24 protein-coding genes are annotated in these 24159 nt (G+C 69.3%); 5 read left to right on the top strand and 19 right to left on the bottom strand.

The features are described 5' to 3' along the window. Positions 1–8: 8 nt before the first annotated feature. Both ASF44_RS02865 and ASF44_RS02860 read right to left on the bottom strand, forming a co-directional pair. Positions 9–1358 (bottom strand): MFS transporter, encoded by a 1350-nt coding sequence (locus ASF44_RS02865; protein ID WP_056897635.1) that lies wholly within the window; start codon positions 1356–1358, stop codon positions 9–11. A gap of 81 nt (positions 1359–1439) precedes the next feature. After that, on the bottom strand, positions 1440–2747 hold the full coding sequence (locus tag ASF44_RS02860) for a gallate dioxygenase (RefSeq protein ID WP_056897634.1): 1308 nt from the start codon (positions 2745–2747) through the stop codon (positions 1440–1442). Positions 2748–2888: 141 nt separating this feature from the next. Here ASF44_RS02860 and ASF44_RS02855 point away from each other — a divergent pair, with 141 nt between their 5' ends. Next, positions 2889–3794 carry a LysR family transcriptional regulator gene (locus ASF44_RS02855; protein ID WP_235579108.1) on the top strand — a complete coding sequence of 302 codons (906 nt, stop codon included), beginning with the start codon at positions 2889–2891 and terminating at the stop codon, positions 3792–3794. Positions 3795–3824: 30 nt separating this feature from the next. Here the strand turns inward: ASF44_RS02855 and ASF44_RS02850 are convergent, their stop codons facing one another. The 5 genes from ASF44_RS02850 to ASF44_RS02830 are packed head-to-tail and all read right to left on the bottom strand — an operon-like array spanning position 3825 to position 8900. Then, positions 3825–4745: an SDR family NAD(P)-dependent oxidoreductase gene (locus ASF44_RS02850; RefSeq protein WP_056897633.1), complete on the bottom strand. Its 921-nt coding sequence runs from the start codon at positions 4743–4745 to the stop codon at positions 3825–3827. A gap of 33 nt (positions 4746–4778) precedes the next feature. After that, positions 4779–6131 carry an MmgE/PrpD family protein gene (locus ASF44_RS02845; RefSeq protein WP_056897632.1) on the bottom strand — a complete coding sequence of 451 codons (1353 nt, stop codon included), beginning with the start codon at positions 6129–6131 and terminating at the stop codon, positions 4779–4781. Positions 6132–6141: 10 nt separating this feature from the next. Beyond that, positions 6142–7302 carry an acyl-CoA dehydrogenase family protein gene (locus ASF44_RS02840; protein ID WP_056897631.1) on the bottom strand — a complete coding sequence of 387 codons (1161 nt, stop codon included), beginning with the start codon at positions 7300–7302 and terminating at the stop codon, positions 6142–6144. A 19-nt stretch (positions 7303–7321) separates the two neighbouring features. Further along, complete coding sequence (locus tag ASF44_RS02835; protein WP_056897630.1) at positions 7322–8497, bottom strand: thiolase; 1176 nt, start codon at positions 8495–8497, stop codon at positions 7322–7324. 4 nt (positions 8498–8501) lie between these two features. Then, entirely contained in the window at positions 8502–8900 is a 399-nt protein-coding gene (locus ASF44_RS02830; protein ID WP_056897629.1) for a Zn-ribbon domain-containing OB-fold protein, read from the bottom strand. A 131-nt stretch (positions 8901–9031) separates the two neighbouring features. On the opposite strand from ASF44_RS02830, the gene ASF44_RS02825 reads away from it, so the two are divergent. The 3 genes from ASF44_RS02825 (at position 9032) to ASF44_RS02815 (ending at position 12101) form a co-directional block, all read left to right on the top strand. Next, positions 9032–10456 carry an FAD-binding oxidoreductase gene (locus ASF44_RS02825; RefSeq protein WP_056897628.1) on the top strand — a complete coding sequence of 475 codons (1425 nt, stop codon included), beginning with the start codon at positions 9032–9034 and terminating at the stop codon, positions 10454–10456. 152 nt (positions 10457–10608) lie between these two features. Continuing rightward, positions 10609–11214: a tetratricopeptide repeat protein gene (locus tag ASF44_RS02820; RefSeq protein WP_056897627.1), complete on the top strand. Its 606-nt coding sequence runs from the start codon at positions 10609–10611 to the stop codon at positions 11212–11214. Between the two features lie 56 nt (positions 11215–11270). After that, on the top strand, positions 11271–12101 hold the full coding sequence (locus ASF44_RS02815; RefSeq protein ID WP_056897626.1) for a hypothetical protein: 831 nt from the start codon (positions 11271–11273) through the stop codon (positions 12099–12101). A 41-nt stretch (positions 12102–12142) separates the two neighbouring features. On the opposite strand, the gene ASF44_RS02810 is transcribed toward ASF44_RS02815, so the two are convergent. The 9 genes from ASF44_RS02810 to ASF44_RS02770 form a co-directional block, all read right to left on the bottom strand. Beyond that, a complete protein-coding gene (locus tag ASF44_RS02810; RefSeq protein WP_056897625.1) occupies positions 12143–12877 on the bottom strand; it encodes a trans-aconitate 2-methyltransferase in 735 nt (244 codons plus the stop codon). After that, a complete protein-coding gene (locus tag ASF44_RS02805) occupies positions 12877–13809 on the bottom strand; it encodes a ParB/RepB/Spo0J family partition protein (protein WP_056897624.1) in 933 nt (310 codons plus the stop codon). The genes ASF44_RS02810 and ASF44_RS02805 overlap by 1 nt, the downstream gene beginning before the upstream one ends. Positions 13810–13814: 5 nt before the next feature. Next, positions 13815–14357: an alpha/beta hydrolase gene (locus ASF44_RS02800; protein WP_056897623.1), complete on the bottom strand. Its 543-nt coding sequence runs from the start codon at positions 14355–14357 to the stop codon at positions 13815–13817. Next, on the bottom strand, positions 14354–15118 hold the full coding sequence (locus ASF44_RS02795; RefSeq protein WP_056897622.1) for a ParA family protein: 765 nt from the start codon (positions 15116–15118) through the stop codon (positions 14354–14356). The genes ASF44_RS02800 and ASF44_RS02795 overlap by 4 nt, the downstream gene beginning before the upstream one ends. Beyond that, positions 15118–15729 (bottom strand): LysE family translocator, encoded by a 612-nt coding sequence (locus tag ASF44_RS02790; protein ID WP_056897621.1) that lies wholly within the window; start codon positions 15727–15729, stop codon positions 15118–15120. Before ASF44_RS02790 ends, ASF44_RS02795 begins: the two co-directional genes overlap by 1 nt. A gap of 31 nt (positions 15730–15760) precedes the next feature. Then, positions 15761–16405 carry a 16S rRNA (guanine(527)-N(7))-methyltransferase RsmG gene (gene rsmG, locus ASF44_RS02785; RefSeq protein WP_056897620.1) on the bottom strand — a complete coding sequence of 215 codons (645 nt, stop codon included), beginning with the start codon at positions 16403–16405 and terminating at the stop codon, positions 15761–15763. Next, a complete protein-coding gene (gene mnmG / locus ASF44_RS02780) occupies positions 16402–18330 on the bottom strand; it encodes a tRNA uridine-5-carboxymethylaminomethyl(34) synthesis enzyme MnmG (RefSeq protein ID WP_056897619.1) in 1929 nt (642 codons plus the stop codon). The genes rsmG and mnmG overlap by 4 nt, the downstream gene beginning before the upstream one ends. Beyond that, entirely contained in the window at positions 18327–18746 is a 420-nt protein-coding gene (locus ASF44_RS02775) for a type II toxin-antitoxin system VapC family toxin (RefSeq protein ID WP_056897618.1), read from the bottom strand. The genes mnmG and ASF44_RS02775 overlap by 4 nt, the downstream gene beginning before the upstream one ends. A 91-nt stretch (positions 18747–18837) precedes the next feature. Then, positions 18838–19086, bottom strand: a complete 249-nt coding sequence (locus ASF44_RS02770) for a type II toxin-antitoxin system Phd/YefM family antitoxin (protein WP_156374329.1) — start codon at positions 19084–19086, stop codon at positions 18838–18840. A 75-nt stretch (positions 19087–19161) separates the two neighbouring features. Here ASF44_RS02770 and ASF44_RS02765 point away from each other — a divergent pair, with 75 nt between their 5' ends. Continuing rightward, entirely contained in the window at positions 19162–19461 is a 300-nt protein-coding gene (locus ASF44_RS02765; RefSeq protein ID WP_056897616.1) for a YkgJ family cysteine cluster protein, read from the top strand. 44 nt (positions 19462–19505) lie between these two features. On the opposite strand, the gene ASF44_RS02760 is transcribed toward ASF44_RS02765, so the two are convergent. The 3 genes from ASF44_RS02760 to ASF44_RS02750 form a co-directional block, all read right to left on the bottom strand. Further along, the gene (locus ASF44_RS02760) at positions 19506–21824 is read right to left on the bottom strand and encodes an EAL domain-containing protein (RefSeq protein WP_056897615.1); all 2319 of its coding nucleotides are present in this window, start codon (positions 21822–21824) and stop codon (positions 19506–19508) included. A gap of 93 nt (positions 21825–21917) precedes the next feature. Next, a complete protein-coding gene (locus ASF44_RS02755; RefSeq protein ID WP_056897614.1) occupies positions 21918–23372 on the bottom strand; it encodes an aldehyde dehydrogenase family protein in 1455 nt (484 codons plus the stop codon). A gap of 12 nt (positions 23373–23384) precedes the next feature. Next, a complete protein-coding gene (locus ASF44_RS02750; RefSeq protein WP_056897613.1) occupies positions 23385–24098 on the bottom strand; it encodes an ABC transporter ATP-binding protein in 714 nt (237 codons plus the stop codon). Positions 24099–24159: the final 61 nt, after the last annotated feature.

Raw genomic sequence — 24159 nt, 5'->3', positions numbered from 1 at the left:
GTGAACGGTCAGTGGGCCGGCCCGGCGGCCACGGCGCCCAGCGCGGCGCGCTGGCGCAGCGTGCTGAGGATCGCGACCGCCGCGCAGGCCGCCGGCACGGCCAGCAAGGACAGGATGGCGCCGAAGCCCAGGCCCATGCCGAGCAAGGCGCCGCCGAAGCCCGAGCCCAGGATGCTGCCGAAGCGGCCCATGCCCAGCATCCAGCTCACGCCGGTAGCGCGTGCGGCGGTGGGGTAGCAGTTGGGGGCGAACGCGTTGAGCCCGGTCTGCGCGCCGCTCATGAAGAAGCCCGTGCTGAACACCATCAGCGTCAGCATCGGCGACAGCACGCCGATGGCACCGACCGCCAGCACGCACAGGCCGCCGGCCAGGTAGGCCGCACCGATCACGCGGGCCGGCCGCACGCGGTCCATGGCCCAGCCCACGACCACGGCGCCGATGGTGCCGCCGATCTGGAACATGGCCGTCACGTTGGCGGCGGTGGCGATGGTCAGGCCGGCGTCCTTCATGAGCGTGGGCAGCCAGCCGGTCAGCAGGTAGATGACGAGCAGGCCCATGAAGTAGGTGACCCACAGTGCGATGGTCAGCGCGCCGAAGCCCTGCGAGAACAGCACGCCGATGGAGCTGCGGCCGGCCAGCGCGGGCTCGGGCGACATGAAGCGCGTGCCAGGTGCGAAGCGGAACGCGCACACGCGGCCCAGCGTGGCCGCGATGCGCTCGGCCGGCTTGCCCTGCACCACCATCAGGCGGGCCGATTCGGGCAGCAGCCACAGCAGCAAGGGCACCACCAGCAGCGGCAGCACGCCGCCGAACACCAGCACCGTGCGCCAGCCATGCAGCGGGATCAGCCAGCCTGCGGCGAAGCCGATCAGGGCCGAGCCCAGGTTGAAGCCCGTGAACATGATGGTGACCATGAGCGCGCGCTGGCGGGCCGGTGCGTATTCGGACAGCAGCGTGGTCGTGTTGGGCATGGCCGCGCCCAGGCCGATGCCGGTCAGCAGGCGCAGCAGCGCCATCTCGGTCGGCGAATGGGTGTAGGCGGTGGCCACCGTCAACAGGCCGAACAGCAGCACCGACAGGATCAGCACGGGCTTGCGGCCGAAGCGGTCGGACGAGGGGCCGGCCACCAGCGCGCCGACCACGAGGCCGATCGGCGCCGCGCTCATGACCAGGCCGAAGGCCGGCCGCGAGATGTTCCATTCCTGCAGGATGGTCGGCGCGACGAAGCCCATGATGGCCACGTCCATGCCGTCGGCCGCGACGACGAGGAAGCACAGCAGCACCAGCAGCCACTGGTAGCGGGAAACGGGCCGGTCGTCGATGAAGGCCTTGACGTCGATGGGCGCTGTTGCAGGCATGGCTTGTCTCCGGGCCGTGCCCCTGCGGGCCGGCCTTGTTCGGGTTGGTGGGGGATGGGTGGCGGACGCGAGGCCGCGGGATCAGCTGGCGGCCGCGGCGGGCGCGGCGGGTGCGTCCCAGGCGTGCCGGGGCGCGGCGCCGCTGGCCACGGAGTACACGGCCTGGGTGTTGCGCGTCTTCTGGAAGTCTTCCAGGCTCTCGCCACGCATGGCGGCATAGATGTGCAGGTTGGACACGCCGACCACGGCGCCGAGCTTTTCCAGCATGAAGAAGATCACGCCGTGGTGGATCAGCCCGCGCCAGTCGCGCGCGCGCACGAGGCGGCACTCCTCGTCGGTCAGTCCCGCATCGCGCAGGGTGGCGGCCTCGTCGGCCAGGAAGCGGGCCCGCTGCGCGGGCTCGATCAGCGCGTGCAGGAACTTGTTGAGCCGGTAGCCCTGGACGCTGCGCGCGATCGTGTAAGGGTAGGTGCCCGGCAAGGCCTCGGCACCGGCCAGCTGCGTGGCGATGCGCTCGCGGTGGCGCGCCACCACGCCTGGCATGGACGCCTGCTGCACGGGCTCGTAGATGGCGGTCGCGATGCCGGTCATCGAAGGCAGGTAGTAGGCGCGGTGCCTGCACTCCACCTGCGCGGCCAGCGCGCCGCGCATGACCAGCCACATGATGACCTCGGCGCCCTCCATGCCGCCCAGCGCGGCGTATTCGGCCTGCGTGATGCCCGTCAACGCCTCGGGGTCGCGCTCGAACAGGTCGAGGAACTGCGCATCCCATTGCGGGTTGTTGAAGCCCGCGCGTTCGCCATGCACCTGGTGCGACAGGCCGCCCGTCGCGACGATGGCCACCTTGAGGTCTTCGGGGTAGCTTTCGACGGCGCGGCGCAGTGCCTGGCCCAGCTTCCAGCAGCGGCGCGCGCTGGGCACGGGGAACTGCAGCACGCCCATCTGCAGCGGCAGCAGCCTGACCGGCCAACCCGGCTCGTGCGGGCACATCACCGACAGCGGCGAGAAGATGCCGTGGTCCAGCGGCCGGTCCTGGAAGAAGGACATGTCGAACTCTTCCATCATCAGGCTCTGGCCGATGTGGGCGGCCAGGGCCGGGTGGCCGGCGATGGGCGGCAGGTCGCGCGCGCCGCCGCCCTCGTCGGCCACCTGCCACTGCGCGCCCACGCCCAGCGTGAAGGCCGAGTAGTGGTCGAAGAAGAACGACGTGGCATGGTCGTTGTAGACCATCAGCAGCACGTCGGGCCGCTTGGCTGCGATCCATTCCTGCACCGGGCGGAACGCGTCGAAGATGGGCTTCCACACCGGGTCGTCCTGCTTGTCGCGGTCGAACGCGAAGCCGATGGTGGGGGTGTGCGAGGCGGCGATGCCGCCGACGATCGTGGCCATGTGTGGGTGTCTCCTCCAGGCGTTGCCGATCCGCAGGTTTGCGATGGATCAACGACGAACGGGTGGACTTTAGGCAGGCGTCGCGGGCGCCGGAAGATGCCGCGTTGGGGGGCGCGATAGCCCATGGTTATCATGGTTCGCATGGGGATCAAGCTCACCGCCCTGCAGACGCTGATCGCTGCCGTGGAGGAAGGCAGCCTGCGCGGCGCGGCGCGGCGCCTGGGGGTGTCGCAGCCGGCCGTGACCAAGGCCATGCGCGAGCTGGAGCGCGCGGTGGGCGCGCCGGTGCTGCAGCGCTCCACGGCCGGCGTGTTCCCCACGGCGCAGGGCAAGGTGCTGCTCGAGCACGGCCGGCGCGCGATGCGCGAGCTGGACGATGCGCAGGAGCAGATCGACCAGCTCGGTGGCCGCATGGTCGGCGAGCTGGGCGTGGGCGCGGTGCCGCTGGCGGTGATGCTGCTGATCCCCGAGACCATGCGCACCTTCGGCCGCGACTACCCCGACATCCAGCTGCGTGTGCGCGAAGAGCTCTACATGGCCCAGCTCACGCTGCTGCGCGAGGGCGAGGTCGACGTGGTGGTCGGCCCCATCCCGGACAACCTGCCGCCCGGCGAGTTCGAGGTGGAGGCGTTGATGCCGATCGAGATGGCCGTGGTGGTGGGCAAGGGCAACCCGCTGGCCCGTGCGCGCTCGCTGGGCCAGCTGGTCGCGGCACGCTGGGTGTTCACGAGCCTCACGGGCAAGTCAGGCTATGCGCGCCAGCTGTTCGACCTGCATGGCCTCACGCCGCCCATGCCGGCGGCGGTGGTGAACAGCACGCTGGCGCTGCTGGCACTGCTGACACAGGGCGACTACGTGGGCCTGATGCCGATGCCCATCGCCACGCACCCGCTGGCCGCGCAGTACATGGCGGTGGTGCCGATCAAGGAAGGCCACCTGCCGCTGACGCTGGGCGCCATCGTGCGGCGCGGTGCGCTGCTCAAGCCCGCCCTGCGGCATTTCGTGGCGCACCTGCACCGGGCGGCGCTGCAGGTGGGCAAGCGCTGATGGGACAGGGCGCGGTGCGCGCCCGGCGCTTCAGACCGGATCCCAGGTGAACACGTCGCCCGAGCGGTCCAGGCCGAAGTAGCTGGCCTTCATGGCCGGCAGCGCGTGGCTCAGCACGGACTCGGGCGTCCAGCCTTCGGAGCGGTGCACCGAGCGCACCGGGCGCGGCTGGCTGATCAGGAAGATCTCGTTGTTGCGCACGGCGAAGATCTGGCCGTTGGTGTCCTGCGACGCATCGCTGCACAGCGCCACGGCCAGCGGCGCGATCTTGGCCGGCGTCATCTGCTTGATGCGTTCCACGCGGGCCTTCTCGGCGTCGGTCTCGGTGGGGATCGAGCCGATCATGCGGCTCCAGGCGAACGGCGCGATGCAGTTGCTCCGCACATTGAACTTCTGCATGTCCAGCGCGATGGACTTGGACAGCGCGGCCAGCCCCAGCTTGGCGGCCGAGTAGTTGGCCTGGCCGAAGTTGCCGATCAGGCCCGAGGTGCTGGTCATGTGCACGAACACGCCGGAGTTCTGCTCCTTGAAGTGCGTGGCGGCCGCGCGGCTCACGTAGTAGCTGCCGTACAGGTGGACCTTGATGACGGCGTCGAACTCGTCGTCGCTCATCTTGTGGAAGAAGCGGTCGCGCAGGATGCCGGCGTTGTTCACCACGCCGTCGATGCGGCCGAAGGTGTCGAGCGCCGAGGTGACGATGCGGGCGCCGCTGCGCGCATCGGACACGCTGTCGGTGTTGGCCACGGCCTCGCCGCCCAGAGCCTTGATCTCGTCGACCACCTTCTGCGCGGGGCCGGCGTCATTGCCTTCGCCGCTGACGGACGCGCCGATGTCGTTGACCACCACGCGCGCGCCGGACTTGGCCAGCGCCAGCGCGATGTCGCGGCCGATGCCGCCACCGGCACCGGTGACGACGATGACCTTGCCGGCCATCAATGTTTGTTCGCTCATGTTGTGTGCTCCTTCGTCTTGGGAATTGGGTGTTTACAGCAGGTTGGTGACGCGCGGCCACTCGGCCATGCGCCAGACGCGTTCGGCCACGCCGCGCGTCTCGTCGGGGGTTGCGCCGTTCGCATACGCGGACAGTTGCAGCGCCTTGGTTTCGATCTCGGCGCGACTCAGCGTGTTGCCGGGGTCGCCCTTGGGTTCGTCCACGCGCCCATGCAGCGTGCGGCCGTCGGTGGTGAGCACCGTGACCTTGCCGATCCAGCGCTGAGGATAGGCGCCATCGACCTCGGCATCGAGCACCATGGTGACTTTGTCGCGCAGCGCGACCACCTCGGGGCTGCGGAAGTGCGCGTCGAATTCCGCCAGGCCCGCGCGGTCGAACGCGCCGATCAGGCCCAGCACCGTGCCCATGGAGAACTTGCTCTGGTGCACCGTGCTGGGGTCTGTCACCGGGCCCAGCACGTCGATGGCGCCCTGGTGCACGTGGGTCGTGACCTGGGCGATGTCGGCGAGCTTGAGGCCGTGCGTACGCACGACCTGCTGCAGCGCGTCGGCGGCCGGGTGCGTGTGGCGGCACGAGGCGTGGTACTTGAACGAGGTCTCGGCCAGCGTCCAGCGCGTGCCCAGGCCGTCGGTCAGCTTGGCGGGGTTGGCGTCGGTCGACATGCCGGCGCCCATGCCCTGCTTGCCTTCCAGGATGCGCTGCGCGCCCGTGAAACCGTCCTTGGCCAGGTAGGCGGCCAGCAGGCCGTCGCTGGCGGCCTTGGCCGTGTGCAGCTGCTTGCTGTCGGCCGCGTCGCGCAGGAACTCCCACAGGCCGGCCGCCTGGGTGCCGGCGGAACCGAAGGCGTGCAGCATCTGGCCGGCGTCCAGGCCCAGCAGGCGGCCCACGGCGGCCGCGGCCGCCACGGTGCCGGCCGTGGCCGTGGTGTGGAAGATGCGGTAGTGCGAACGGCCCAGGAACTCGCCGACGCGGATGCCAACCTCGTAGCCGACCACCGAGGCCACGAGCAGATCCTTGCCCGAAGCGCCGATGGCCTGGGCCACGGCCAGCGCGGGCGGGAACACCACGGCCGCAGGGTGGAACACCGAGCCGTTGTGCACGTCGTCCTGCTCGGCCACGTGCGAGGCCGCGGCGTTGACCATGGCGGCGAACAGTGGGCTGCTGCGTGTGCGCGAGATCAGCACCTCGCTCGCGCCATCGGCCGGACCCATGGCGCGGGCCAAGCTGGCGATGGACTCGACCGCGCGCGAACCCTTGCCGGCCAGCACCGAGCCGTACCAGTCGAGGAACAGGTCCTCGGTGCGGCGCAGCACGGGCGCGGGAATGTCCTCGAAACGCAGGCCGGCGGCAAAGGCGGCCAGGTCTCGGCTGGGATGCTCACTCATGTCCAGCTCCTCAGAACGAGCGCGGCAGCCCGAGGATGTGCTCGGCCACGAAGCTCAGGATCAGGTTGGTGGAGATCGGCGCGACCTGGTACAGCCGCGTCTCGCGGAACTTGCGTTCCACGTCGTATTCGCAGGCGAAGCCGAAGCCGCCGTGGAACTGGATGCAGGCGTTGGCCGCCTCCCAGCTGGCCTTGGCCGCGAGGTACTTGGCCATGTTGGCCTGGGCGCCGCAGGGCTGGTGCGCGTCGAACAGCTCGCAGGCCTTCCAGCGCATGAGGCTGGCGGCCTCAACCTCGATGTAGGCCTCGGCGATGGGGAACTGCACGCCCTGGTTCTGGCCGATGGGGCGGCCGAACACGATGCGGTCCTTCACGTACTTGGAGACGCGGTCGATGAACCAGTAGCCGTCGCCGATGCATTCGGCGGCGATCAGCGTGCGCTCGGCGTTCAGGCCATCGAGGATGTACTTGAAGCCCTGCCCTTCCTCGCCGATCAGGTTCTCGGCCGGGATCTCCAGGTTCTCGAAGAACAGCTCGTTGGTCTCGTGGTTGACCATGTTCAGGATGGGCCGCACGGTCATGCCGCTCTTCTCGGCCTGGCGCAGGTCGACCATGAAGATCGAGAGGCCTTCGCTCTTCTTCTTCACGTCCGCGAGTGGCGTGGTGCGCGCCAGCAGGATCATGAAGTCGGAGTGCTGGATGCGGCTGATCCAGACCTTCTGGCCGTTGATGACGTAACGGTCGCCCTTCTTCACGGCCGTGGTCTTGATCTTGGTGGTGTCGGTGCCCGTGGTGGGCTCGGTCACGCCCATGGACTGCAGCCGCCATTCGCCCGTGGCGATCTTGGGCAGGTAGAACTCCTTCTGCGCCTTGGAGCCGTGGCGCAGCAGCGTGTTCATGTTGTACATCTGCCCGTGGCAGGCGCCGGAGTTGCCACCGGCGCGGTTGACCTCTTCCATGATCACGGAGGCCTCGGTCAGGCCCAGGCCGGAGCCGCCGTACTCCTGCGGGATCAGCGCGGCCATCCAGCCGGCCTTGGTCAGGGCGTCGACGAAGGCCTCGGGATAGATGCGCTGCTCGTCGATCTTGCGGAAGTACTCGTCGGGGTACTCGGCGCACAGCGAGCGCACGGCGTCGCGGATTTCTTCGTACTTGTCTTGGGTGTGGGCCATGGTCAGGTCCTTCAGGTTCTCAAAGGGTTTCGGCCAGGCCGAGGATGGCGGTGGCCTGGCTGGACAGCGTGCCGCCGTTGCCATGCGCCAGCGCGGTCTTGGCGCCAAGGATCTGGCGTTCGCCGCAGTTGCCGCGCAGCTGCCGCACGCCTTCGATCAGCGCGAAGATGCCGTACATGCCGGGGTGCACGCAGGAGAGGCCGCCGCCGTTGGTGTTGACGGCCAGGCGCCCGCCCGGTGCGATGGCGCCGTTCTCGACGAACGGGCCGCCCTCGCCCTTCTTGCAAAAGCCCAGGTCTTCCAGGAACAGCAGCACGTTGATGGTGAAGGCGTCGTACAGCGCGAGCACGTCGATGTCCTTGGGCGCCAGGCCCGCCATCGCGAACGCGGCGGCGCCGGAGTCCTTGGCGGCCGTCACGGTCACGTCGTGCATGGACGATATCTGGCGGTTCCAGCAGGCCGTGCCGTTGCCCAGCACGTAGACGGGCTTGTTCGGCAGGTCCTTCGCGCGGTCGGCGCGCACCAGCACGTAGGCGCCGCCGCCATCGGTGACCAGGCAAGAGTCGCGCACCGACAGCGGGTCGCTGACCATGCGGGCCTTGAGCACGTCCTCGATCGTGAGCGGGTCGCGCATGAAGGCCTCGGGGTTCTTCTGCGCCCACTGGCGCGCGGCCACGGCCACCTCGGCCAGTTGGCGCCGCGTGGTGCCGTACTGGTGCATGTGGCGTGCGGCAGCGAGCGCGTAGGCCGACAGCGGCATCATGGGCTCGTAGGGCGTCTCGTAGGGCTGCGGGTCCAGGAACTTGCGGCTGGCCACGACTTCCTTGCGGCCGAAGGTGGCGGTGCGCTGCGTGCTGCCGTAGCAGACCAGCACCGCATTGCACTGGCCCGACTCCAGCGCGTGCATGGCCGGCAGCAGGTGGGCGATGAAGCTAGAGCCGCCGATCATCGTGGAGTCGATGTACGCCGGGCGGATGCCCAGGTGCTCGACGACGGGCATGGCCCACATGGTGGCGGCGGCACTGGCGGTGCACAGGCCGTCGATGTCGCTCATCTTGAGGCCCGCATCGGCCACGGCCTGGCGGGCCGAGATGGCCAGCAGTTCCATGTCGGTGTAGCCCGGGGCTTCGCCGCAGCCGAAGGTGGCCACGCCGGCAATCGCGGCACGGCCGCGCAGTTGTTTCCAATCGCTCATCGCGTCACCCCTGCACCGGATCGAACACCACGAGCGCGTCCGCGCCCTCGCGCTGCAGCACGCGCGCCTCGACGCGCAGGCCGATGCGCACATCGCTGGCCGGCACGCCTTCGACGCGGCTCATCAGGCGCACGCCTTCGTCCAGGTCGATCAGCGACACATTGAGGTCGCCACCGGCCTCGGGCTTGCGGCGCATCGTGGTCACGGAGTAGACGGTGCCGGTGCCGGCGGGCGCGACCAGTTCGAGCGCTTCGCTGCCGCAGTGCGGGCACAGCGCGCGTGGGTAGTAGACGTGCTGGCTGCAGTCGCCGCAGCGTTGGATCAGGAAGCGGCCTTCCTTCAGCGCGGCCTGGTGGCGCGCCTGGACGCCGCCCGCCGCATCGGGTGGGAGGATGGTGGTCATGGGAGAAGCGTGTCTCTTCGGGTTTCGAATGGACGCAAGCATGCCGCCCGGGGCCGGCAGGCGCCATCCGTATTTGGTGAACGGGGTGTTCAGGCGACTTCTAGAATGGCGCTCCCTTCCGGAGACAAGCCATGAACGCTCCTGCCAGCACCGCCCAGTTGATCCCCGAATTCCATCCGCGCGAGGTGCCCGCAGCGCTGGTCGAGGCGCTCAAGGCCCACTTCGGCGAGCGTTGTTCCACCGCGCTCGTGGTGCGCGAGCAGCATGGGCGCGACGAATCCTCATTCACCGTGCCGCCGCCGGCCGCCGTGGTGTTCGCCGAGAGCACCGACGATGTGGCACACGCCGTGCGCCTGGCCGCCGCGCATGCGGTGCCGGTGATCCCTTTCGGCGTGGGCTCTTCGCTCGAAGGCCATCTGCTGGCCGTGCAGGGCGGCATCAGCATCGATGTGTCGCGCATGAACAAGGTGCTGGCCGTGAACGCCGAAGACCTGACGGTGACGGTGCAGCCCGGCGTCACGCGCAAGCAGCTCAACGAGGAGATCAAGAGCACCGGCCTGTTCTTCCCGATCGACCCCGGCGCCGATGCGTCCATCGGCGGCATGGCCGCCACGCGCGCCAGCGGCACCAACGCCGTGCGCTACGGCACCATGCGCGAGAACGTGCTGGCGCTCGAGGTGGTCACGGCCCAGGGCGAGGCCATCCGCACCGGCACGCGGGCCAAGAAGTCGTCGGCCGGCTACGACCTCACGCGGCTGTTCGTGGGCAGCGAGGGCACGCTGGGCGTGATCACCGAGGTCACGCTGCGCATCTACCCGCTGCCCGAGGCCGTCTCGGCCGCGATCTGCTCGTTCCCGAGCATCGAGGCGGCCGTGCGCACCGTGATCCAGACGGTGCAGCTGGGCGTGCCGATCGCGCGTGTCGAACTGATCGACGCGAACACCGTGCGCATGGTCAACGCCTATGCCAAGCTCGCCCTGCGCGAGGAGCCCATGCTGCTCATGGAGTTCCACGGCTCGCCGGCCGGCGTGCAGGAGCAGGCCGAGACGGTGCAGGAGATCGCGGCCGAATTCGGCGGCAACGCCTTCGAATGGGCCAGCACGCCCGAGGAGCGCACGCGGCTGTGGACGGCGCGGCACAACGCCTACTTCGCGGCCGTGCAATCGCGCCCGGGCTGCAAGGTGATCTCCACGGACACCTGCGTGCCGATCTCGCGGCTGGCGGACTGCCTGCTCGATTCCGTGGCCGAGGCCGATGCCAGCGGCATCCCCTACTTCCTCGTCGGCCACGTGGGCGACGGCAACTTCCACTTCGGCTACTTGCTGGACCCGAACCTGCCCGAGGAGCGCACCAAGGCCGAGCAGCTCAACCACGACCTGGTGGCGCGCGCGCTGCGGCTGGAGGGCACCTGCACGGGCGAGCACGGCGTGGGCCTGCACAAGATGGGGTTCCTGGTGGACGAGACCGGCGCCGGCGCGGTCGAGATGATGCGCACGATCAAGCGCGCGCTGGACCCGCTGAACATCATGAATCCGGGCAAGATTTTCGTGATGTGAGTGGCTGGCGCGCCCGATGGCGTGCATGGTTCACACAAAATTCCCGGCCACCGCCCCGGAGATTTCGTCAAAATTGGTTACTCTCCGACTTGACATGCATGGAACTTTTGCAAGTCAAGACATACAGTTGCCCCTTTTCTGATGGGATTTCCATGATCCGCCCGCTTCTGCCCCTCGCCGCACTGGCCCTGGCGGCCTGCGTGCAGGCGCCGCCGGCCGCCGCACCGGACCAGCCGGCCATGGTCCGCATCTGCGACGACAGGGGCTGCTCTGACCGTCCGCGCAACAGCGCTACCTTCGACGCCACGCGCGACGACAACCCCGAGCAGACACGCCGCATCGCCGCGCTGTCCGACCTGGGCAAGAAAGACCCGCGCGCCGCCTACGACCTGGGCCTGCGCTACTTCCGCGGCGACGGCGTGCCGCAGAACAGCTACCAGGCACTGCAGTGGATGCGCAGCGCCGGCGAGCGCGGCCATCCGCAGGCCCAGCTGGCACTCGGCCGCTTCTATCTGATGGGCCTGGAAGAAATGGGCTCCGATCCGGCCGAAGCCGAGAAATGGTTGTCGCTGGCCGCCGCCCGTGGCGACAGGGAAGCCAGCAAGCTTCTGGCCGAGGCCTCCGCCGCCAAGAAGAAGAACCAGGACGAATACAAGGCCTGGGTCAACCTGAACCGCACCGCCTGGTACGGCTACTGGCAGACCGGCTACACGTATTACTGGGCCTGGCGCCCGACCGGCTGGTACTACCGCTACTGACCGCCGCCCCGCCCGCACCACTTTCCTTCACCCATCCTCTTGCTGAAAGCCAAGCCATGAACACCTCCTCCTTCCTGCGTCCTGCCGTGCTGGTCGCCTCCGTCCTGGCCCTGGCCGGCTGCGAAACGCCTGGCGGCGGCAAGGTCACGACCGGCACCGCGCCCACGGCCGTGACGGGCGGCGCAGCCGGGGGTTCGAGCGTGGGCGCCAATCCGGCGCTGGAGCGCTGCGACGCACCGATGGGCACCCTGGCGGTGGATGACGGCCGCGGCAAGGACTGGTACGCCAGCTTCGGCGCGGCCACCAAGGTGACCTCGATCGAGCCGCTGCTGCGCCTGGCCGTGCAGCAGTCCAACTGCTTCGTGATCACCTCCATCGGCAACAACCGCACCGAGAGCAAGCTGTCCGCCATCACCGACAAGCAGCGCAACTCGGGCGAGTTCCGCGCGGGCTCCAAGCAGGAGAAGGGCCAGCGCGTGGCGGCCGACTACTTCCTGGAGCCGGCCATCATCATCGACAACGACTCCACCGGCAAAGTGGCGGCCGGCCTGGGCGGTTTCCTTCCGCGCGGCTTCGGCGCACTGGCCGGCTCGATGGAAAGCAAGGCTTCGGTCGTGACCATGACGCTGTTCGACATCCGTTCGGGCGTGCAGATCGGCATCTCCGAAGGCAACGCCACGGCCACCAACTTCGGTGCGGCGCTGGGCGCCTTCGGCGGCGGTGCAGCGGCGGGCCTGGGCGGCTTCTCGCGCACGCCCGAGGGCAAGGCCACGGTGTCGGCCTTCGTCGACGCCTGGAACTCCATGGTCATCTCGCTGCGCAACTACAAGGCGCAGGAAGTCAAGGGCGGCCTGGGCCGCGGTGGCGTGCTGAAGGTCGGCCAATAAGCTGACCCTGCTGCGATCAAAACCGCCTTCGGGCGGTTTTTTCATGCCTTCGTGAAGGGAGCCTGGTACAGCCAGACCGGGCGGCCATCGGCGCCTTGCAGGCGGGCCGTGGGCCGCAGCGCGGTGGCCTCGAACTCCAGGCTGACCAGCCACGCGCCGGGTGCCAGCTCCGCCTGGGCCTTGGCCACGGCGCGCGCCATGCTCTCGGGCCGCTGGAACAGGTAGACCATGGCAAAGGGACGCCAGTCGGCGCGCCACATGTTGCCCTGGCGCACGCGGGCCCAGGGGCAGCGCAGTGCGCAGGCGAGCCGCAAAGGCCAGCTCCATTCCACCCCATGCAGTTCGGCCTGTGGATATGTCCAGCGCAATGCTTGCAATCCGTGGCCCAGGCCGCAGCCGGCATCCAGCACCCGGGCGCCGGGCGGCAGCGGCGCCTGCGCAGCCAGGCCCTGCAGTGCACCGGCCGGTGTCGGGAATAGCGGCGCATCGCGCCAGGCATTGAGCGGATAGACCAGTGCCAGCAAGGCCATTGGCAGCAGCCAGGCCCAGGCCGGCCACTGGGCCGCGCCGCTGAGCAGCAGGGCCAGCGGAAAGCCCAGCGCGATCAGCAGGCGGCGCCACAGCGTGCTGCCCAGCACACTGGCCAAGGCACCCGCGGCGCTGGCCAGCAGCAACGCCAGCCACGGGGTTGCGCCAACACCCAGCAGAACCCTGAACAAGCCCCAGGCCAGCGCCCAGGCCAGCACGGCGGGCAGCGGCCAGGGCAGGCGCGGCATCAGCGCGCGACCGTGGGCGACAGCTTCTCGATCAGCCCGTTGAGCTCTTCGAGCGAACCGAACTGGATGCTCAGCTCGCCCGCCTCCTGCATGCGGCCGCCGCGCTTGACGCGCTTCTTGATGCGGATCTCGACGTCGGCGGCGAACAGGTCGGAGAGCTCCTCCTCCACCCGCTTCAAGTCGCGCGACTTCTCCTTCTTCGGCTTGGGCGAGGTCAGCGTGAACTCGGCCGACAGCTTCTTGGCCAGGCTCTCCGCCTCGCGCACCGACAGCTTCTTGGCCGAAATCTGGTTGCCGGCCGTGATCTGCGTGGCCCGGTCCAGCGACAGCAGCGCGCGCGCATGGCCCATGTCCAGGTCGCCGGCCATGAGCATGGTCTGCACCGGATCGGCCAGTTGCAGCAGGCGCAGCAGGTTGCTGGCCGCGCTGCGCGAGCGGCCGACGGCCTGGGCCGCCTGCTCGTGCGTCATGCCGAATTCCTTGACCAGGCGCTGCAGGCCCTGTGCCTCTTCCAGCGGGTTCAGGTCCTCGCGCTGGATGTTCTCGATCAGCGACATCGCGGCCGCGGACTCGTCGGGCACGTCGCGCACCAGCACCGGCACCTGGTCCAGGCCGGCCAGGCGCGCAGCGCGGAAGCGGCGCTCGCCGGCAATGATTTCGTACTTGCCCGCGTGCTCGCCTGCCGTCAGCTGGCGCACGAGGATGGGCTGCATGATGCCCTGGGCCTTGATGCTCTCGGCCAACTCGTAGAGCGCGCCTTCGTCCATGCGCGTGCGCGGCTGGTATTGGCCCGGCACCATGGCCTCCAGGCTCAGCGTGCTGGGCTTGCCGTCGGCAGCGGCGCTGGCCTCGCCAACCGGCGTGTCGGCGACGGTGGGGCCCAGCAGGGCTTCCAGCCCGCGGCCCAGGCCCTTGGGGCGTTTGGTGACCATAGGATCTATTCTTTCCGGAGTTCTTCAAGCAAGGCGCGCGCGGCGGGCCAGTCGCCCAGTCCCGATGCGGCGTTCAGATGCCCGCCGGCGCCCATGTCGTGGTAAGTCGCACCCCAGTCCCGCGCCATGGCCTGGGCGCGCTCCTGGGTGCAGTAGGGGTCGTTGCGGCTGCCCAGGAGCAGGCTTCGGAATGGCAAGCGCCGGCGCACGATGGGCGCCCAACCCGGCAGCAGCACGCGCAGGTCTTCGCGCTCGACATCGCCGGGCGCGACCAGCAGGGCACCGCGCACGCGCGCCGTCAGCCGGCTGTGGTCGGCCCAGGCGGCCACCTGGATGCAGCCCAGGCTGTGGGCGGCCAGCACCACGCCCTGCTCTTGCGGCAGGCCCAGCAGCACCTCGTCCAGCCGCGCGAGCCAGTCGCCGCGCAGCGGCCGCGTCCAGTCGTGCTGCTCGACGCGGCGGTCGCCGTGGCGCTGCTCCCACAAGGTCTGCCAATGGCCGGGGCCAGAGCCCTGCCACCCCGGCAGCGTGAGCACGCCGACGCTCATCGTGCGCGCACCACCATCTCGCGCGCGAAGCTCAGGTAGGCCTGGCTGCCGCGCGCCGAGGGGTCGAACACCACGCCCGGCAGGCCATAGCTCGGTGCCTCGGCCAGGCGCACGTTGCGCGGGATCACGGTGTCGAACACCTTGTCGCCGAAATGGCCCTTGAGCTGGTCGCTGACCTGTTGCTGCAGCGTGATGCGCGGGTCGAACATCACACGCAGCAGGCCGATGATCTTGAGTTCCTTGTTGAGATTGGCGTGGACCTGCTTGATGGTGTTGACCAGGTCCGTCAGCCCTTCGAGCGCAAAATATTCGCACTGCATGGGAACGATCACGCCGTGCGCTGCGCACAAGCCATTCAAGGTCAGCATCGAGAGCGACGGCGGGCAGTCGATCAGCACGAAGTCGTAGTCGCCCTGCACCGCCTCCAGCGCCTGCTTGAGGCGGCGCTCGCGCCGTTCGACGCTGACCATCTCGACCTCGGCACCGGCCAATTCACGGCTGGCGCCCAGCACGTCGTAGCCGCACTTCTCGGACTTCACGCGTGCCTCGGCGATGCTGGCGGACTCCAGCAGCACGTCGTACACCGACAGCTCCAGCGCCCGCTTGTCGACGCCCGAGCCCATGGTGGCGTTGCCCTGCGGGTCCAGGTCGATCAGCAGCACACGCTGCTCGGCACGGACCAATCCGGCCGCCAGGTTGACAGTCGTCGTGGTCTTGCCGACGCCGCCCTTCTGGTTGGCAATGCAGAAAACACGCGCCATCACTGCACCGCCAGCTTGATGCCGAAGCCGACCAGGAACAGCCCGGCGATCTTCTCCAGCGCGCCGGAGATCCGGCGGTTGGCACGCAGGCGCTCGGCCAGCGTATGGGTGAGCAGCACGGCGATGAGGCTGTAGGTGAAGCCCAGCGCGGCGATGGTGGCGGCCATCACGCCGAAGGTCACCATGCCCTGGTGTTGTGCGGGCGCAATGAACAACGGAAAGAAGGCCATGTAGAACACGATGGCCTTGGGATTCAACAGCGTGATCATGAGCGCCTGGCGCAGGTAATGGCGCGGCTGCATCTGCAGCACCGGCGCGTCGCCCGGCTTGGCGCGCAACATGCGCACGCCCATCCAGGCGAGGTAGGCGGCACCCAGCCATTGCACGGCGTGGAACGCCGCGGGATAGGCGGCCAGCACGGCCGCCACGCCGGCCAGGGCCAGCCATAGCAGGATCTGGTCTCCGAGGATGATGCCGGCGGCGCAGGCCAGGCCGCCACGCAGGCCGCCCTTGCTGGTCGAGGTGATCAGTGCGAGGTTGCCCGGTCCGGGAATCATCAAGAAGACGACGATGGCGGCGACAAATGCGCCGTAGTCAGCAATGCCGAACACGGGGATCTCCTAGGGGAAGCAGGCCGCGAGTTTAAGCGGCAGCGGGCCGCATCCAGACGATGCAGCGCTCGGCCTCCAGCCCCGGAACCTGCAGATGTTCCACGTGAAACACCTGCACATCGGCCGGCAGTGCAGCGATCTCGTCGTGCGGTTCCTTGCCCTTCATGGCCAGCCATACTGCGCCCGGCTTGAGCGCTTCGCGCGACCAGGCCGTGAAGTCGACCAGCGAGGCGAAGGCCCGGCTGGAAACCACGTCATAGCCCTGCCCGAGGCTCTCGACACGGGCATGCAGCCCGCGCAGGTTGGGCAGCTTCAGTTCCGCTGCCACCTGCTGCACGAAGGCCGCCTTCTTCGCAACCGTGTCCACGCAATGCACCTGCAGCTGCGGATGCAGGATGGCGAACACCACGCCGGGCAGGCCCGCGCCGGCGCCGACATCCAGCAGCGCCGGCGCATCACCGCCCTGCTCCGCCAGCGCGCGCCGCAGCGGCGGCACGGCCGCCAGGCAATCCACCAGGTGCTGCGTGAGCATCTGCCCGGGGTCGCGCACGGCCGTCAGGTTGTAGACCTTGTTCCATTTGGCGATCAAGCCCTGGTAAGCCAGCAATGCATCGGCCTCTTGGTCTGACAATGCCAGGCCCAAGGCATGCGCCGCATCCAGCAGGCGGCTCTTCACGCGCTGACGGCGCGGCCGCGCTTCTTCAGATGCACCAGCAGCAAGGAGATCGCGGCCGGCGTGACGCCGGAAACGCGCGACGCCTGGCCCAGCGTCTCGGGGCGCTGCTTCTGCAGCTTCTGCCGCACCTCGATCGACAGCGCGGGCACCGCCATGTAGTCGAAGTCTTCCGGCACGCGCAGCGTCTCCAGGTGTGCCGCGCGCTCGACCTCCTCCTTCTGCTTGCCGATGTAGCCGGCGTACTTGGCGGCAATCTCGATCTGTTCGACCTCCTGCTCGTCCAGGGCCTTCTCGGGCACGAAGCGCCCACCATCCAGCGACATCAGTCCCGCATAGTCCACGCCCGGCCGGCGCAGCAGGTCGGCCAGGTTGTATTCGTGCTCGATGGCCTTGCCCAGCACACGTTCGGATTCGGCCGCTGCCAGGTTGCGCGGACTCACCCACAGCGAACGCAGCCGCTCTGTTTCACGTGAAACAGCATCGCGCTTGCGGCTGAAGGCATCCCAGCGCGCGTCGTCCACCAGGCCCATCTGGCGACCGACCTCGGTCAGCCGCATGTCGGCGTTGTCCTCGCGCAGCTGCAGCCGGAACTCGGCCCGGCTCGTGAACATGCGGTAGGGCTCGCTCACCCCCTTGGTGATGAGGTCGTCCACCAGCACGCCCAGGTAAGCCTGGTCGCGCGCCGGCATCCAGGGCTCACGGCCCAGGCACTGCAGAGCGGCGTTGGCGCCGGCGAACAGGCCCTGGGCAGCCGCCTCCTCGTAGCCCGTCGTGCCGTTGATCTGGCCAGCAAAGAACAGGCCCTGGATCGCACGCGTCTCGAAGCTGCTCTTGAGCGCGCGCGGGTCGAAGTAGTCGTACTCGATGGCATAGCCCGGCCGCAGGATGTGGGCGTTCTCCAGGCCCGGCATCGAGCGCACGAGCGCGTACTGGATGTCGAACGGCAGGCTGGTCGAGATGCCGTTGGGATAGAACTCGTGGGTCGTCAGCCCCTCCGGCTCCAGGAAGATCTGGTGACTGTCCTTGTCGGCAAAGCGGTTGATCTTGTCTTCCACGCTGGGGCAGTAGCGCGGCCCCACCCCCTCGATCTTGCCGGTGAACATGGGGCTGCGGTCGAAGCCCGACCGGATGATGTCGTGCGTGCGCGCGTTGGTGTGCGTCACCCAGCATGGCATCTGGCGCGGGTGCATGTCGGCCCGGCCCATGAAGCTGAACACGGGCACGGTCTCACGCTCGCCCCCGGGCATGCCGTCGCCCGGCTGCTCGGCGCATTTGGAAAAGTCGATGCTGCGCCCGTCCAGCCGTGGCGGCGTGCCGGTCTTGAGCCGCCCCTGCGGCAGCTGCAGCTCCTTGAGCCGCGCGCTCAGCGACTGCGCCGGGGGATCACCCGCGCGGCCGGCCGCGTAGTTGTTCAGGCCCACATGGATCTTGCCGTCCAGGAAGGTGCCTGCGGTCAGCACCACGGTGCGGCCGCGGAAGGCGATGCCGACCTGGGTCACGGCGCCCACCACGCGGTCACCCTGCACCATGAGGTCGTCCACGGCCTGCTGGAACAGCCACAGATTGGGCTGGTTCTCCAGCATGCGGCGGATCGCGGCCTTGTAGAGCACGCGGTCGGCCTGGGCGCGCGTGGCGCGCACGGCCGGGCCCTTGCTCGAATTGAGGATGCGGAACTGGATGCCGCCCTCGTCGGTGGCCAAGGCCATGGCGCCGCCCAGCGCGTCCACCTCCTTGACGAGGTGGCCTTTGCCGATGCCGCCGATGGACGGGTTGCAGCTCATCTGCCCCAGCGTTTCGATGTTGTGGGTGAGCAGCAGCGTCTTGCAGCCCATGCGGGCCGCGGCCAACGCGGCCTCGGTGCCGGCATGGCCGCCGCCGACGACGATGACGTCGAATTCCTGGGGGTGGGTGTAGGGGGTGCTCATGCGGTGATCAATCGGGTCTTGAGGCCGGCGGCCTCGGCGGCGTCCGCCTGGCGGCGGTCGGCTGTGACGAAAAGGTCAACTGCGGCGTGCTGCGCCGAGCCGATGTGCAAGGCATCCATGGCGCGCAACCGCGCGCGCTCCATGGCAGAGATGGCCAGGGCCTGGACGCGCGGGTCCAGCGGTACCAGAGAGAAGTCCTCGAAGTCGCGGTGCACGTCGGCCATGATGCGCGCATAGGCATCCGTGGTGACCAGGCCGTCATGGCGTTGCCGGTTCAGGGCCGAGGCCACTTCGGTCAGGCAGTGCGCCGCCACGCAGATCTCCCGTGCGGCCTCGCCCAGCGCGGCGACTTCGTCGGTGCCGGCTTCCGCCGCATAGCGCTTGTAGAGCGCGGATGTGTCGAGCAGCAGGCGCATGTCAGTGGCGCCCGGCCGCTTGAAGGCATTGACGCACACCCTTGGGGGGCAACGGACCGCGCGCAGCGGGGGAGCGTGGAGCCCGCTTCACTCAGTACCGCGCCTTCTCGCGCTCTTCGACGATCAGCTGCGCGCCCGTCTTGCCATCGGGGCGTGCGATCTGCAGGGGCTCGATCTTGCGCTTCCAGCTCGGCACGCGTTCGACCGCGCTCTCGCGCACCGGCACCAGGTCGGCCACGGGCTTGCCATGGCGCAGGATGCGCACGGTCTCGCCCTGCTCGACCAAATCGAGCATGGCCGACGCGTTGGCGCGGAATTCACTGAGGGGCAGCATCTGCATTTGTACAACTTCCAGAGATCTGTACATTTTACCGGGCCAACTCTCGCCTGCACCCCGTGGCCGACAATCCCCCGCATGCCGCCCCCGGATTCCCCGCCCTCCTGCCGCAGCGGCTGCGGCGCCTGCTGCACCGCGCCGTCGATCAGTTCGCCCATCCCGGGCATGCCCGGCGGCAAGCCGGCCGGTGTGCCCTGCGTACAGCTCGGCGCCGACCGGCGCTGCCGCATCTTCGGCGCGCCCGAGCGGCCCGCGGTCTGCGCCGGCCTGCAGCCTTCGCACGAGATGTGCGGCGACGACACCGGCACGGCGATGGCCTGGCTCACGCGGCTCGAAGCCGCGACGGCGCCCTCGTCCAGGTTTTCACCAACGCCCTGATCCCCGGCGGCGCCAGGGGACGGCGGCAGAGCGTCCTGACCGGCTCAGCCCGGCGGGCGTGCATGCCGCCGCTGCGCCACCGTGTTCCAGCTGGCATCGTGCACCACGTTGCGCAGCACCGCCGGATCGACGGGCTTGGCCAGGAAGTGCGCAACCCCGCCGATGTTGATGGCGTCGCGCAGCACCTGCGGATCGTTGCTCACCGTCATCAGCACCCGCGCGGTGTGCGGCATGCGCTTGCGGATCTGGCTCAGCAGCTCGATGCCGCTGCTGCCCGGCAGCCAGTGGTCGACGATGGCGACGGCGTAGTCGTGCTGGTGGAACATCTGCAGGGCCTGCTCGGCGCTCGCCGCGCTGGCCACCCGCACGCCGAAGGACTGCAGCAGATGCTCCAGCAGCTGGCGCGTGATCTCCTCGTCCTCCACCAGCAGCACCACCGGCATGGCCTCGCGCTGCAGGAAGGCCGCCGGGTCCAGCAGCATCGGCCGGTCGAACATCTTTTCGACCGCCTCGGCCGGCTGCGGACGCGCCATCCAGTAGCCCTGGATCTCGTCCACGTCCAGCGCGTACAGCAGGATGGCCTCGTCCTCGGTCTCCACCCCCTCGGCGATGGCACGCATGTTCAGGTTGTGCGCGAGCCGCACCACGGCCGCGACGATGGCCCGGTCCTGCGGGCTCTTGAGCAGGCCGCGCACGAACGACTGGTCCACCTTGAGCCGGTCGGCCGGAAAGCGCTTGAGGTAGCCCAGGTTGGAATAGCCGGTGCCGAAGTCGTCCACCGAGAGCAGGATGCCCTGCTCCTTGAGCTCGTGCATCAGCACCAGCGCCGCATCCGGGTCGCGCATGGCCAGGCTCTCGGTCACCTCCAGCTCCAGCACACCGGGCGGGATGCCGTAGCGCACCATGGCATCGTGCAGCTCGGTCTTGAAGTGCGGGTCGGAGAACTTCGTCGCCGCCAGGTTCACGGCCGTGCGGATCCAGCCGTGCCCCTGCTGGTGCCAGCGCTGCATCTGGCGGCAGGCGGCATCCACCACGTAGGTGTCGATCTGTCCGATCAGGCCCGACTCCTCGGCCAGGCCGATGAACTTGCCCGGCATCAGGAAGCCATAGTCGGGCGAGTCCCAGCGCACCAGCGCTTCCAGGCTCACCAGCGCGCCGGTCTCGAAGTCCACCTGCGGCTGGTAGTGCAGCACCAGTTCGCGGCGGTCGATGGCATCGCGCAGGCGCGCCTCCTTCTGCACCCGCACGTCGATAGCGTCCTGCATCTCGCTGGAGAAGATGCACACGCCCCGGTCGCCCTGGCCCTTGGACTGCACCATCGCGAGATCGGCCCGCTTGACCAGCGTCTCCGGGTCGTCGCCATGGTCGGGAAACAGCGCCACCCCCACGCTGCCGCCCAGCACGTGCGGCTCGCCGGACAGAAGGACAGGCGCCTGCAGCGCGGTATGGATGCGCGCGCCGAACGGCTCCACCATGCTGCGGGCCAGGCCCTCGCACACCACCACGAACTCGTCGCCCGCCAGCCGCGCCACGGTGTCGCCCCCGCGCGCCTCGTCCTGTAGCCGCCGCGCCATGTCGTAGAGCACCTGGTCGCCCGCGCCGCGCCCCAGGCTGTCGTTGATCTGCTTGAAGCGGTTGAGGTTGACGAAGTACACCGCCACCAGCCGCTGGCGGCCGCGTGCCCGCGCGATCGCGCGGGCCATGCGCTCGAGCAGCAGCACGCGGTTGGGCAGCTCGGTCAGCATGTCGTGGGTGGCTCGGTAGTGCAGCGCCTCCTCGTGGCGGCGCTGCTCGGTGATGTCCACGCAGACGGCGATGTAGCGCCCCACCTGCCCCGCGGCGTCCTTCTGCGGCACGATGGCCATGTCGACCCAATACAAACCACCTGCCTCGTTGCGGTTGCATACCACGTCGCGCCAGATGTCTCCATGGCTGATGGCGGTCCACATGCGGCCGAAGAAGGAGGGGTCGTGGTAGCCCGAATTCAGCAAGCGGTGGTCCTGCCCCACCAGTGCCTCGCGGCTGTGGCCGCTGATCTGCACGAACTTGTCGTTGACCTGCAGGATGCGGCCCGCGGTGTCGGTCACCGAGACCATCGCGTGCTGGTCGATGCCCTGCATGTAGGTGGACAGCGCGGCAAACGCCTGCTCCACCCCCTGCTTGGCCAGCAGCAGCTCATTCGCGTCGCGCGTCTGCTGCTCGGAGTGCGCCAGCTGGCTCAGCGCATGGCGCAACTGCCCGCGCTGCAGGCCCAGGCGCCGGTACAACCACAGCAGCGCCAGCGCGCAGCCAAGCCCCAACCCGGCGACGACCACCGCCACCGTCACCAAGACCAGACCCGCACCGTCGGAGCCAAAAGGCATCGCCCACCCTCCTCGCCATGTCCTGGGCGCGGAGCATGGCGTGCATGGGGCCCACGCGCAAGGCGTGTTTTCAGCCGATCGGTGTAGATGCGGTCAGAACGGGTAGTGCCGCTCCCCGGTCTGCACCGTCACCCAGCGCAGGTCGGTGAACTCCGCAATGCCGGCCTTGCCACCGAAACGGCCCGAGCCACTGCCCTTGACGCCGCCGAAGGGCATCTGCGCCTCGTCGTGCACCGTGGGGCCGTTCACATGGCAGATGCCGGACTCGATGCGCTGCGCCACCGCGATCGCGCGCGCCGTGTCGCGGCCGAACACGGCAGACGACAGCCCGTAGGCGTTGTCGTTGGCCACGCGGACGGCCTCCTCCACGCCGCCCACGCGCACGATGGCCTTGACCGGGCCGAAGGTCTCCTCGCCATAGATGCGCATGGCAGGCGTCACGTGGTCCAGCAACGTGGCCGGCATCAGCGTGCTGTCGGCCTTGCCGCCGCACAGGAGCTTGGCCCCCTTGGCCAGTGCATCGTCGATCAGGGCGTTGCAGTGCTCCACCGTGTTCATGCCCACCACGCTGCCCAGTACGACGGGGTCGGGCCCGCGCGGGTCGCCCAGGGGCAGCGCGCTGGCCTTGGCGGCGAACTTCGCAACGAAGGCGTCGGCGATGGACGCATCGACCACGATGCGCTCGGTGCTCATGCAGATCTGGCCCGAGTTGGCAAAGCTGCCGAAGGCGGCGGCGTCCACCGCCGCATCGAGGTCGGCATCGTCCAGCACCACCAGGGGCGCCTTGCCGCCCAGCTCCAGCACCACGGGCTTCAAGTGCTGCGCGCACTGCACGGCGATCAGCTTGCCCACGCGCGTGGAGCCGGTGAAGTTCACGCGGCGCACGGCCGGGTGGGCGACCATCGCGTCGACCACGGCGGCGGCATCGGCCGGCGCGTTGGTGATGTAGTTCACCACCCCGGCCGGGAAGCCCGCGTCCACGAAGGCCTGGGCGATCAGCTGGTGCGTGTGCGGACACAGCTCCGAGCCCTTGAACACCACCGTGTTGCCGCAGGCCAGCGGCGTGGCGATGGAACGCACGCCCAGGATCACGGGCGCGTTCCAGGGTGCGATGCCCAGCACCACGCCGGCCGGCTGGCGCAGGGCCAGCGCCAGGCTGCCCGGCACGTCGGAGGGAATCACCTCGCCCGCGATCTGCGTGGTCAGGGCGGCGGCCTCGCGCAGCATGCCGGCAGCGAGCATCACGTTGAAGCCGGCCCACATGGCCGTGGCGCCGGTCTCGCGCGGCAGCGCGGCCACGAATGCCGGGGTCTTGGCCTCCAGCGCGTCGGCGGCTTTGAGCAGCAGCGCACGGCGCGTGTTGGGGCCGGTCTGGCTCCAGGCGGGGAAGGCCACGGCAGCGGCCTCGACGGCACGCACCGCATCGGCCGGGGTGGCGGCCGGCGCGCGCGTGGCCAGGCTGCCATCCAGGGGGTTGCGGCGCTCGAAGGTGGCTCCGGCTTCGGCGGTGGCGGCCAGGCCGTTGATGAGCATGGACAGGTCGGACATGGGTTTCTCCTTTCAGGTGGTGGCGACGCCCAGGTAGGCGTGGCGGACGATGTCGGATTGCGCGATCTCGGCGGCCGGGCCGCTGGCCACGAGCGCGCCGCGCTCCAGCACATGGGCGCGGTCGGCCACGGCCAGCGCCTTCTTCACGTTCTGCTCGACCAAAAGCACGGTGGTGCCGGCGTCGGCGATGCGCCGCGCGATGCCCAGCAGTTCGTCCACCATGCGCGGCGCCAGACCCAGCGAGGGCTCGTCCAGCATCAGCAGGCGCGGCGCACTCATCATGGCGCGCGCCACCGCCACCATCTGCTGCTCGCCCCCGCTCATGGTGCCGGCCAGCTGCTGCGCGCGTTCGGCCAGCCGCGGAAAGTCGGCGAAGGCCTGGCGCAGGCGCTGGGCGCGTTGTGTCTTGGTGCTGAGCCAGCCGCCCAGTTCCAGGTTCTCGGTCACCGTCATCTGCGGGAACAGCTGGCGACCCTCGGCCACCAGCGCCATGCCGCGGCGCACGGCCACGCCGCTCTGGTGCACGGGCAGGAGCGTGTCGTCCAGCAGCACGGTGCCGGTGCGCGGGATCAAGCCGGCCAGGGCCTTGAGCAGCGTGGTCTTGCCGGCGCCGTTGGGGCCCAGGATCACCGTGAGGCCGGGGCCGACGGCGAGGTCGATGGAGCGGATGACGTTGAAGCCGCCGTAGCCGGCGCCCAGGCCTTGGATCTTGAGGTGCGCCGTCATGTCCAGGTTCCTTGGCGTGGCGCGTGGGTCGAGGCCACCGGGTAGCCTCTTCCGCGAATGT

This window comes from Pseudorhodoferax sp. Leaf274, assembly GCF_001422445.1.
In the GTDB taxonomy this organism is placed as follows: Bacteria; Pseudomonadota; Gammaproteobacteria; order Burkholderiales; family Burkholderiaceae_C; genus Pseudorhodoferax.
The sequence above is the reverse complement of the archived record's forward strand: the minus strand, read 5'-3'. Positions and strand labels throughout refer to the sequence as shown.

Bases quoted from the DNA above. Each gene is read 5' to 3' on its own strand.
- ASF44_RS02755 (WP_056897614.1), bottom strand. From the start codon at position 23,372: ATGTCCGACCTGTCCATGCTCATCAACGGCCTGGCCGCCACCGCCGAA.
- ASF44_RS02795 (WP_056897622.1), bottom strand. From the start codon at position 15,118: ATGGCGCGTGTTTTCTGCATTGCCAACCAGAAGGGCGGCGTCGGCAAG.
- ASF44_RS02765 (WP_056897616.1), top strand. From the start codon at position 19,162: ATGCCGCCCCCGGATTCCCCGCCCTCCTGCCGCAGCGGCTGCGGCGCC.
- ASF44_RS02815 (WP_056897626.1), top strand. From the start codon at position 11,271: ATGAACACCTCCTCCTTCCTGCGTCCTGCCGTGCTGGTCGCCTCCGTC.
- ASF44_RS02775 (WP_056897618.1), bottom strand. From the start codon at position 18,746: ATGCGCCTGCTGCTCGACACATCCGCGCTCTACAAGCGCTATGCGGCG.
- ASF44_RS02750 (WP_056897613.1), bottom strand. From the start codon at position 24,098: ATGACGGCGCACCTCAAGATCCAAGGCCTGGGCGCCGGCTACGGCGGC.
- ASF44_RS02845 (WP_056897632.1), bottom strand. From the start codon at position 6,131: ATGAGTGAGCATCCCAGCCGAGACCTGGCCGCCTTTGCCGCCGGCCTG.
- ASF44_RS02850 (WP_056897633.1), bottom strand. From the start codon at position 4,745: ATGAGCGAACAAACATTGATGGCCGGCAAGGTCATCGTCGTCACCGGT.
- ASF44_RS02820 (WP_056897627.1), top strand. From the start codon at position 10,609: ATGATCCGCCCGCTTCTGCCCCTCGCCGCACTGGCCCTGGCGGCCTGC.
- ASF44_RS02855 (WP_235579108.1), top strand. From the start codon at position 2,889: ATGGGGATCAAGCTCACCGCCCTGCAGACGCTGATCGCTGCCGTGGAG.
- mnmG (WP_056897619.1), bottom strand. From the start codon at position 18,330: ATGAGCACCCCCTACACCCACCCCCAGGAATTCGACGTCATCGTCGTC.
- ASF44_RS02835 (WP_056897630.1), bottom strand. From the start codon at position 8,497: ATGAGCGATTGGAAACAACTGCGCGGCCGTGCCGCGATTGCCGGCGTG.
- ASF44_RS02830 (WP_056897629.1), bottom strand. From the start codon at position 8,900: ATGACCACCATCCTCCCACCCGATGCGGCGGGCGGCGTCCAGGCGCGC.
- ASF44_RS02760 (WP_056897615.1), bottom strand. From the start codon at position 21,824: ATGCCTTTTGGCTCCGACGGTGCGGGTCTGGTCTTGGTGACGGTGGCG.
- ASF44_RS02770 (WP_156374329.1), bottom strand. From the start codon at position 19,086: ATGCAGATGCTGCCCCTCAGTGAATTCCGCGCCAACGCGTCGGCCATG.
- ASF44_RS02805 (WP_056897624.1), bottom strand. From the start codon at position 13,809: ATGGTCACCAAACGCCCCAAGGGCCTGGGCCGCGGGCTGGAAGCCCTG.
- ASF44_RS02840 (WP_056897631.1), bottom strand. From the start codon at position 7,302: ATGGCCCACACCCAAGACAAGTACGAAGAAATCCGCGACGCCGTGCGC.
- ASF44_RS02860 (WP_056897634.1), bottom strand. From the start codon at position 2,747: ATGGCCACGATCGTCGGCGGCATCGCCGCCTCGCACACCCCCACCATC.
- ASF44_RS02800 (WP_056897623.1), bottom strand. From the start codon at position 14,357: ATGAGCGTCGGCGTGCTCACGCTGCCGGGGTGGCAGGGCTCTGGCCCC.
- ASF44_RS02865 (WP_056897635.1), bottom strand. From the start codon at position 1,358: ATGCCTGCAACAGCGCCCATCGACGTCAAGGCCTTCATCGACGACCGG.
- ASF44_RS02825 (WP_056897628.1), top strand. From the start codon at position 9,032: ATGAACGCTCCTGCCAGCACCGCCCAGTTGATCCCCGAATTCCATCCG.
- ASF44_RS02810 (WP_056897625.1), bottom strand. From the start codon at position 12,877: ATGCCGCGCCTGCCCTGGCCGCTGCCCGCCGTGCTGGCCTGGGCGCTG.